This is a genomic window from Acinetobacter lactucae (assembly GCF_013344765.1).
GTDB classification, from domain to species: Bacteria; Pseudomonadota; Gammaproteobacteria; order Pseudomonadales; family Moraxellaceae; genus Acinetobacter; species Acinetobacter lactucae_A.
In genome coordinates this window covers 1-696 of record NZ_JABVBF010000389.1, presented here as the reverse complement: position 1 = coordinate 696, position 696 = coordinate 1, and the positions used below count along the sequence as shown (strand labels likewise).

The window sequence follows — 696 nt, the reverse complement described above, 5'->3', positions numbered from 1 at the left end:
AGTTATAGTTAATCCCTGCCCTAAAAATCTCATCTGCCAGTGCACTGTAGTTCAGATAGTTTTGTGACTCGGCATTGAGCTGATTCTCTTTTAAATATCTGACCTGAGATACACGGGCAAGGTCAAAATAGTTATCAAAGACTTTACGGTAGCTGGTGTTAAATGAAATGTTCTTACTGATGCGTCCTTCTAAACCCAGCAAGGCTGAATAGCCGTTTTCATCTTTATACTGGCTTGCTGCAATATCGGCATTAATCACCCCAATACCAAAAACATTCTTGGCAAAGCCTGTGCCGAGATTTAACAAGCCATCTGTTGATGCTTCTGCACCACCGCTTAAGGTCAATGAGTTGCTATAACCGTATCGGATCGCACCTGATGCAAAGGTGGCATCGTCATAGTCATTTGAATACAGCCCATAGTTATAGCGTGGAATACCGACATCTACTGAATACTCATTAATCCCTTTTGCCAGAATCTTGGAAGAAAAATAGTAAGGCTTCTTGGTAATGCTCTGCTGTCCCGTTGCATCGGTAGTCACCAGTGTGACTTCGTTACCTGAAATAAATGGAAGCTGCTTAATATCAAATGGGCCTGATGGGACTAGCCCTGAATAAATCTTTTGCTGGTTGACGTATAGATCTAAAGTTGAAGGCAATGCAGCCGAACCGGAGAATTGCGGCAGTGCCGAGGTGA

1 protein-coding gene is annotated in these 696 nt (G+C 43.1%); it reads right to left on the bottom strand.

Translation table 11 applies throughout. From position 1 onward, the window contains the following. Nucleotides 1-696 (bottom strand): fimbria/pilus outer membrane usher protein (locus HUN22_RS17495; protein ID WP_174732036.1); only part of this gene is annotated, 696 nt, incomplete at both ends.